We start from the raw sequence: 8,774 nt of genomic DNA on the forward strand, positions 1-8,774 counted from the left end.
AGCTAATTGCGAATATGTGCTAAGTTTTTGTCATTCTAAATCCTCTCTTTGTCATACTGAAGCGTTAGCTGAAGTATCTCAACAAGGCAATAAAAGAGATATTTCGGCTTCGCCTCAATATGACAATGAAATCTATAAAGGCAAAGACTATGCTAAGGCTAAAACGATACTAGATTATCGCAAATCCCGCAAACTTATTGATAAGCTTAGTAAGGGTGAGAGTGTGTGCCTAGATATGCACACAGAGTATAGAAAAGGCTTTGATATTTTCCAAACCATAGCAAACCTTATGGGGTGGAAAATTAAAAGATTATTTTTAGATTCCAAAGGCACAGAATCGTGTGAATTTGATAATGGCGAGATTCTTAACTTAGATTCTATTGATTTAGCAAAATACCCAAAGCTTAAAAATCTCATTTGGTGGGAGTAGAGGAATGGTAGAAAATAATAATATATCACAGAATATTATTGAATAAATATCATATTTATATCTTACAAATTTAGATTTCACAAGCATTATTTGATAATTTTGTGATTACAAGTTCTAGTTAATAATCAAAATTCATCAATCTAGCTCTAACTATGCCTCTTACAGAATTTATACAATATACAGAATCTGCATTCTGTATATCTTCTTTATAAAGTATTCTTTCTTGACAAATATTATTGCTTAGTAGTAAAGATCTAAAAGTTCCACATAAAAGTCCACTAGAGCTATGTGGTGTATAGTATTTTTTACCATGTCGCACAATAATATTGCTCCTTGAGCCTTCTGTAATCTCTCCAATCTCATTCAAATATATGCAATCAAAGCAAAGATTGTTGGCAATTGCCTGTGTGGCATCTATAAAATGCTCTCGCTTAGTAGCTTTATGTCTATGTAATATATATTCAGAATTTAGTATATTATTGGATAGAAGAACATCATAATTTGTAATTTTATCTAATGGGCTTATTGTATAAAGCATCTTTCCATCGTGTTGTAATATAAGGCGCATAATATAATTTTGCCCTATGTTATAGACCATATTATCATGTCCCATATCTTGGCATATATTATTACTTACATTGTAATTTTGACTTATATTTAGAGCTTGATATTTATGTTTTTGCTCTTTTATACCATTTGCTGGTTGCTTTAATGTGTTTGTTATAACTACTTCATTTACCAAATTCTTTATTATCGCTACATCACTCCAAAGGGTTTTACATTCATAAAGAGAATCTAACTGCAAATTAAGCTTATTTTGCAAGCTAAAATCATATTGTGATTCACAATCATATATAGAATTATCTTCTATTTTCATGCTAAGAAAGTCTTTTATAATATTTACAAAATTTTTATTGATATACAAATTGCCATAGCCAATACTAGAATCTAAACTACAAAAAGACATAAAATTTTCCGTTTTATCCTTTAGCTTATCATTATTGGTAATAATTGAATTAGAACTACATTGCAATAATAATGTTTCTATATTTTTATAGTCAAATCCAAGCCTAATAGCACTATGATAAAGCCTATTTAAATGAGCCGATAGTAAAAAGATTCTGTCATTAAAAACTAGCATTGTTTCAAATAATGCGAAATCATAATTTAGCATTCATATCTCTTTCAACTTGTATTGCTAAATCTTTTACACCTTTTAAATCAACCTTACCACTTCCTAACATAGGAATCATATCTACTATAAAATATTGGCTTGGCTTACGCAATGGAATCATATTTGAATCCTTAATCGAGCTAATAATATGCTCATGTATATTACCTGATGATTCTATAAGCAACACTATTTTCTCTCCTTTTTTTAAATCATCTAGCCCAACAGCACAAAATCTTACTTCTTGCGTAATATCATTTAGCTTCAATATCTTAGCAATCTCTTCTTCAATACTAGATAGACTTATCATTTCTCCGCCAATCTTAGCAAAGCGCGAGTATCTATCTGTAATATGCAAGAATCCATCTGAATCAACATAACCCTTATCTCCGCTCTTATACCATCTAATGCCCTCTAGTTCTAGTATGACTTCACTTGTCTTTTCTGGATCATTTAGATAGCCTTGCATGATTTGATGTCCACCAATAAGAATTAGCCCTTGCTCTCCTGTTGGCAACTGCTCCAATGTATCGCAATCTACAATTCTAATAGCAGTTCCAGGTAATGGCATGCCAACACTACCTTCTTTGTTTGCCCTATGAATTTGCCAATATGTAACATCAAATTCGTCTGGAAGATTTACACTTGCTACAGGTGTAGTCTCTGTTGCTCCATATCCCTCATAGATTGGTTTATTGAATTTAATAGTATAAGCCTCTCTAACCTCGCTCTTTAGCTTTTCAGCACCACTAACTGTTAGTCTAATACTATCAAACATAACTTTATCTAACTTTGAGTTTCTAGCATAGATTCCAAGCAAGGTAGAAGTTGCACACATTACTGTTACTTTATTTTGAGCTATTGCCTTTGCTACACCTAATGCGTCCGTGGGATCGGCATGTGCTACCGCTAGTATATTCTCTATCAACGGCATAAATGTAGTAACAGTTAATCCAAAGGCATGAAATGGAGGCAATGATGAAAGTATAGTCTCATCATTCCTAGCATGAATTACATCTGCTATTTGTGCAATATTACTCATTATGTTTAGATTAGTTAACATTACCCCCTTTGGTGCACCCTCACTACCACTGCTAAAGAGTATCGCACATACAGAATCTATATCGCTATCTTTTGCAAAGAGCAATTTTAGGAGCCAAGTTGGCATTAGTGATATTAGTATTAGATTCAGTATAAAAACAATTTTATGTTTCCTTATACCCATGACAATATCTTCCATGAAATGCACAACACAATCGCTAAAATCAAATTCAACTCCTCTCTCCTTAAGCTTATCTAAGAATTTTTTAGAGGTGTATATATGCGAGATATTAGCAGATTTTATTGCAGAAGATATAGCACTTTTACCCGCTGTAAAATTTAGATTTACAACAATCTTGCCAGACATAATGGTAGCGAAGTTGCATATCACAGAGGCTATTGAAGATGGGAGCAATACTCCTATACAATCATTAGGAAGCGAGCAGTTAGATGTCTTTTTTGGTAATGGTTTGAAGTTCATTTCTTTTATATCTTGACTAAGAATCACGCATAAGGCTAAAAGTCTACGATATGAAATACTGCCTGTCTGTGTATCAACTATTGCAATATCATTACCGCCACGTTTACATGATTCTATAAAAGCCTCAGCTAGTGTTGAGGAATTCTTACATTGATGTTCCCAAGCCTTAAAGCTCATTTCAAATATCTTAGCCTTTATTTTGTCTTTATGCGTATGCAATGGTATAGATTCTCCAAATGCTATGCTTACATCTCTTTTGGTAAAGCTTCTTTTGCGCTCCCTAAATTGCTCATTACTACGGCTAAAAATGCTCCCCCACATTCCTCGTATATAAAATGGCAGAATCACAGCCCTACTCTCGTCTATTCCTTGAGATATTTTTTCAAATCCGCTTTTAAATTCATTTAAATGTCCATGTCTACTAATTACACCTTCTGGGAAAAGACATACCATATCGCCATTGCTTATATGCTTTTGAATTTGCCCTATTGATTCCTTACTAGCAAGATTGGATACTGGAATCACACCAAAAAAATCAATAAAAAGCCGAACATACCACCTAGAATAAATACTGCGCTCCATAACAAAATATACCTTTTTTGGCAATGCCATTTGCACTATTGCCCAATCAATAAAAGATATATGGTTACCAAGCAATAGTACCCCTCCAGTTCTAGGAATATTATTAAATCCCTCGACAATTAGCCTATAGCGTTGCAGAATTGCTATACTTATTAGAATCCTAACAAGAGAAAATGGCATAAGCTTAATTGTATATATCATAGTTATGCAACTAATAATGCTTGCAACATAAAATAACCAGCTTTCATTCCAAGCTAATATTGCAAATGAGTTAGCTACTACTAAAGAGCAAATCATGCCCATACTTTGAATAAAGTTGCTACCCGCTATTACTCTACCTAACTCGCCGTTATCTGTATAAAACTGCATTAGAGCATTTAAAGGAACAATATACAATGCTCCGCCAAGCCCAAATAGAAAGAAAAGAACAGCTAACATAAAGAACGAATCAAATAAAGTAAACAAAGTTATTGCAATAAATATAATGCAAGCCCCAAGTGGGATAAATCCAGTCTCTATATAGTTTTTAGAGAATCTACCAGCAATCACAGAACCTACGATGATACCTAGACCAGTGATAGCAAGAATACTAACAACAAATCTAGTATTAGATATATGTAGGTTGTTTTTCACATACACAGGAAATATATCTACTATGAGTTGTGAGATAGACCAAAATATTGTGATAAAAATAACTGATAAAAAGACTATTTTGTGCTTTGCAATAGAATAAAGATTTTGTCTTAGCAATTCCCCTGATATGTAATGCGATTTATTAAATATAATCTTTGATGTAGGAGGTATTAATGGCAAACGAAAGCTTATTATTAGCTCTAATATTCCAAACACACACAACAATATAGATAATGGAAACATAACTCTTAAAATCTCATTTGGAGTTGCTAACTTCAAGTCATAAAGTTGTTCAAATAAGGCTGAGAATATAATCAAGCTAAATAGCATAGCAATTACTGTGCTAGCCTGAATGATTCCATTCCCCCAAGTTAGATTTTTCTTGCCTACTAGCTCCTTTATATAGCCATATTTAGCCGTGGAATAAAATGCGCTCTGTAATGCCAGCAAAAATGTAGTATAAAATGCAACCCAAAAAAACCCATTTACATATGATAAAAATAATAGAAAGAATAACAATACATTTGCTCCCGCAGCAACTTTTAGAATCTCACTCTTAGGGAATCTATCGCTAAGGAATCCAGATGGGGAAAAAGCTAAAATAAATGGAAGTATGATTAGCGCGTTTATAATTAAGCTATACCAAAACTGTGTTTCATCGTTAAAAGATTTATAGATAATATTCATCATAATGACTTTATGACCTAAATCTATAAATGAGTTGATAAATGCTGCGATAATAAATGGTATAAAGCCTTTGATTTTATATATCTTATTCATTGCATTTCCTTGCTCATTTGCTACATTACTAATTTAAATTATAGCAAATTGCATGATAAAACTTTGTTGATAACTTAAGTGTACTAGGCTTTGAACTTGCATAATGATCTTAAAATAATTTAATCTAAATAATGTCTAAGATGCAAATATTTGGATTATAATTATATCTGATATTAATAATAGAATTCATAAAGAGAGATATTATGATATGGAATGCTATTGTTTTGGCATTTAGACAAATTTCACGTAATTATTTACGTGCCTTTTTGACTATGCTTGGTGTCATTATTGGAGTAGCCTCTGTGATTATTATGATTACATTGGGCAATGGTGCAACACAAAACGTTAAAACACAAATGGAAGCACTTGGTAGTAATTTATTGGTTGTTCACCCTGCTAGAGGCTTGAATACTGGTGGAGGTTCGCTTAATAGGAAATTCTCCATGCAGGAAGTCTCTATATTACGCTCAAGGCTGAATCTAAAGGCTGTAGCTCCGATTGCTAGCTCATCTCCACTTGTGCAATATATGGGCTCAAATATGCAAACTACTGCTAATGGCATAACAGATGAATACTTTGAAGTAGCAAACCTAGAAATAGCCCTTGGAAGGAAGTTCAACGATGATGAGACAAGTGCTAATGTTTGCATAATAGGACAGAGCGTTCGTGCTGCGCTATTTAAGGATAAAGATCCAATAGGCGAGAATATTCGCGTAGGCAAGTCTATATGTGAAATTGTAGGTGTGCTAAAGGCTAAAGGATCAAGCAACGGAAATGATCAAGATGATGTTGTGTTGCTGCCATTTAAGACATTTTTACGTAATATATCTGGAATCACAAGTATTTATAATATAAATAGAATCATGATTTCCATGCATGATGGAGCAGATTCTACACAGATTGTTCGCAACATCAAGGATATATTAAGAGATTATCGTAACATTAAGCCAGGACAAATCGATACATTTGATGTATGGGACACAAAAGCATTTGAAGAAAGACTAACAGAGGCTACTAAAGTTTTAATGTTATTTCTTAGTGCAGTGGCTGGAGTTAGTCTTATTGTAGGTGGCATTGGAATAATGAACATCATGTTGGTTTCTGTAACCGAGAGAACAAGAGAGATTGGCACTAGGCTTGCTATTGGGGCACTAGAGAGTGATGTATTGCTTCAATTTTTAATAGAATCAATAGTTGTTAGTGCTCTTGGCGGATTGATTGGTATTTTTATGGGGTTTTTCATTTCGTGGTTTGCTACAGAGCAAATGGGGCTACCTTTTATATTTGACATGTGGGTGGCACTTGGCGCGTTTATGTTTTCTGCTGTTGTTGGAATTGTGTTTGGTTACTTGCCTGCCTATCGTGCTTCCAAGCTAGATCCAATCGAGGCTCTAAGATATGAATAGCAAAAATAAATTCTATATCAGGATTGCACATTTATAAATCCATGAATAAAATCTAAGTATTCGCGTTTAAAATTAGAATGAAAAAATACTTTCCAAGAATCTTCAAACTGCAAAATAGAAACGAATAGCTAAGTTTTTGCAAAATACTCAAACAAGCTCTTAAAAAATTAGACATTATGCTTTCAAGAATGAATTACTTAAAAATTGGAGCTGTGGATAAAAAGTAACTATATGTAGCGTTATAGGGCGACATACAAGCAATAGTCATAGTTTACAATATTATGATAGATAATGGCAAATATCCAATATGAATTCTTTAGTAAAATTAATTTACAAGATGCTTTTTGATTTCTTAGGTGCAAGATTATTAAGGCTTTGGTAGTTGGTATAATTAAAAAAGCATCGCAAGGTGAAAAAGCCTATATCTAGCGTTTATGTTTAAACCTATTGGTACTAAGGTTTAATATCATAATTTATCACCAATACTTCCCTTGTTCTTTTGTTTGCATTATTATAAAGTCTTTATAAAGCTCTCTAACCAATTCACAATCATTGTAGCTAAGAATGAATTTACCCTTAATATTGCTTAGCATATTTGCTAATATTTCATGCTTTTTGTTCCAAATTTATCTTTGGTCTTATAATAATGTTCTGTGTCAACATAAGGCGGGTCAAGATAAAAAGGGCACTCTCATCATATTCTTTTATTAATTTGCTAAATCCATGTTTTCAATACAAACATGCCTTAATCGTCTTGAGAATACACTAAAATCTCTACAAATATTTTTAATGCCTCTATGCTTTGCCATTGCAAAATTCTCTCCCCTGCTAGAAAAACTAAATGAAAGTAAATAAAAATAAAATGTGGCTCTCTGTATATCATTTTTTGGTTTTATCTCACCTTTTTTAATGCTCTCAAGAATCTCCCTGCTAGAAAGCATGTTTGAAAGCTCTAGCTCAAGACTTTTTTGGCGAGTTTTGATAATTCTATGAAGGTTAATTAAATCGCCGTTTGTGTCATTTACAACTTCAACTAGTTTGTTTGGGCTATCCACATTTCTGCATATTTTATCTATAAAAATGCTAAGTTTGCTTTGCTCTTTTATACCATTTTAAGATTTATTCTCTCTTTTGCTCTTTGTTTTAGCGTGTCCTCTATACTTGGTTTTGCATACAAAACTGATAACGCTCCACCAAACACCTCTACATAAAGTCTATGCGGAGGCATGAGTTCTACAATATCTTTTGCTAGTCTGCTTTTACCTCCAACCCAAGAAAATGGGGCTTTTAGTGTTGTAGGTTTATAAAAACCTGTTTCCATAATGTCTCCTTATAAAACATAAAAAATTAAATTCTCTTTTTTAAAAAGAGTTAAAATATTTTGTTTTAAAGGCAGAACTATGCGTTAAAACTCTATTTAAACAATGTTTAAATTCTCTTTCTATCTTGTTTAAATAGATTTAGTTTAAAATCATCAATCTAGTCAAATCAACTGCTAGCCCACATAATATCCCTCTAACAAATGCACTCTTTTAACTTCATTTGTGCTACTCCCAACAATGCTAGTATTATTATAAATATATCCTCCTACCATACTTCTACTTATGCTACTACATCCTAGAGGTTGCGAGGAAGGAGTACAATTTCTCCTTTTTATTTATTGTTTTTAGAATCTCTTTTTAAAGTTTTAGTCTCATGCTATCATTGATGGATTTTTGAGCAAGCCTTTTTATTCTTAATCACAGCTGCAAAAAAGCTTAAATCTTTTTTCTTTTGCTCTATGATTTGCTCATTTTCTATTTGTTCTAATATGTCATCACCCACAGCTTTTTGCATCTGTGCCTCTCTTCTTAGCTTCGCTGCCACTATGTTTATGTTATTAATTGGTGGAGTCTTTGGAGTTTTTACCTTTGGTGCGTCTTGTTCTGCTTTTGTTATGAGTAAGTCAAGGTTATTTTGTTGTGCGCTTCTATTGTTATCTATGTCTTTTTGTGCGACTTTTATGCGCTTAAATGTAATTTGCTCTGCTCTTTTTGCGACTTCAGCACTTACACCTTTTATAGAATCTACACAATGCGCAATCTCTATAAAGTTACCCTTTTTATCATAGATAAATAGCTCTTTTGTATTGTTGATATTAGCTCTAACAAACACTTTGTCATAGTTAAATGCTTCTATGCAGCCATACCATACACCCCCATGCATTATTCCTTTTTTATTAACCGTTTTTATTAGACTAGGCGAGAGCTT

The 8,774-nt window shown here is 32.8% G+C and carries 6 protein-coding genes and 1 pseudogene; 2 read left to right on the forward strand and 5 right to left on the reverse strand.

Annotated features, from left to right (window positions below; all coding sequences use genetic code 11):
• Nucleotides 1-430: pseudogene (locus LS73_RS09295) on the forward strand (site-specific DNA-methyltransferase); the annotation flags it as partial.
• Nucleotides 431-548: 118 nt separating this feature from the next.
• On the opposite strand, the gene LS73_RS09300 reads toward LS73_RS09295, so the two are convergent.
• Complete coding sequence (locus tag LS73_RS09300; protein ID WP_034557269.1) at nt 549-1,604, reverse strand: aminotransferase class IV; 1,056 nt, start codon at nt 1,602-1,604, stop codon at nt 549-551.
• On the reverse strand, nt 1,591-5,118 hold the full coding sequence (locus tag LS73_RS09305; RefSeq protein WP_104692303.1) for an acyl-[ACP]--phospholipid O-acyltransferase: 3,528 nt from the start codon (nt 5,116-5,118) through the stop codon (nt 1,591-1,593). Before LS73_RS09305 ends, LS73_RS09300 begins: the two co-directional genes overlap by 14 nt.
• Nucleotides 5,119-5,321: 203 nt before the next feature.
• On the opposite strand from LS73_RS09305, the gene LS73_RS09310 reads away from it, so the two are divergent.
• Complete coding sequence (locus LS73_RS09310; protein WP_104692302.1) at nt 5,322-6,524, forward strand: ABC transporter permease; 1,203 nt, start codon at nt 5,322-5,324, stop codon at nt 6,522-6,524.
• Nucleotides 6,525-7,231: 707 nt separating this feature from the next.
• On the opposite strand, the gene LS73_RS09315 is transcribed toward LS73_RS09310, so the two are convergent.
• From LS73_RS09315 to LS73_RS09325, 3 genes are all read right to left on the reverse strand, one after another.
• Entirely contained in the window at nt 7,232-7,579 is a 348-nt protein-coding gene (locus LS73_RS09315) for a DNA adenine methylase (RefSeq protein ID WP_034558408.1), read from the reverse strand.
• Nucleotides 7,580-7,626: 47 nt separating this feature from the next.
• Nucleotides 7,627-7,845, reverse strand: coding sequence for a DNA adenine methylase (locus tag LS73_RS09320; protein ID WP_104692301.1), 219 nt, complete (start codon nt 7,843-7,845; stop codon nt 7,627-7,629).
• Nucleotides 7,846-8,225: 380 nt separating this feature from the next.
• The coding region (locus LS73_RS09325) for a Mu transposase C-terminal domain-containing protein (RefSeq protein WP_138070025.1) at nt 8,226-8,774 on the reverse strand (549 nt) is incomplete at its 5' end.

Source organism: Helicobacter muridarum, from assembly GCF_000765805.2.
Classification (GTDB): domain Bacteria; phylum Campylobacterota; class Campylobacteria; order Campylobacterales; family Helicobacteraceae; genus Helicobacter_A; species Helicobacter_A muridarum.

Excerpts from the sequence above, each read along its gene's own strand:
- LS73_RS09300 (WP_034557269.1), bottom strand. The coding sequence starts at position 1,604 with ATGCTAAATTATGATTTCGCATTATTTGAAACAATGCTAGTTTTTAAT.
- LS73_RS09305 (WP_104692303.1), bottom strand. The coding sequence starts at position 5,118 with ATGAATAAGATATATAAAATCAAAGGCTTTATACCATTTATTATCGCA.
- LS73_RS09310 (WP_104692302.1), top strand. The coding sequence starts at position 5,322 with ATGATATGGAATGCTATTGTTTTGGCATTTAGACAAATTTCACGTAAT.
- LS73_RS09320 (WP_104692301.1), bottom strand. The coding sequence starts at position 7,845 with ATGGAAACAGGTTTTTATAAACCTACAACACTAAAAGCCCCATTTTCT.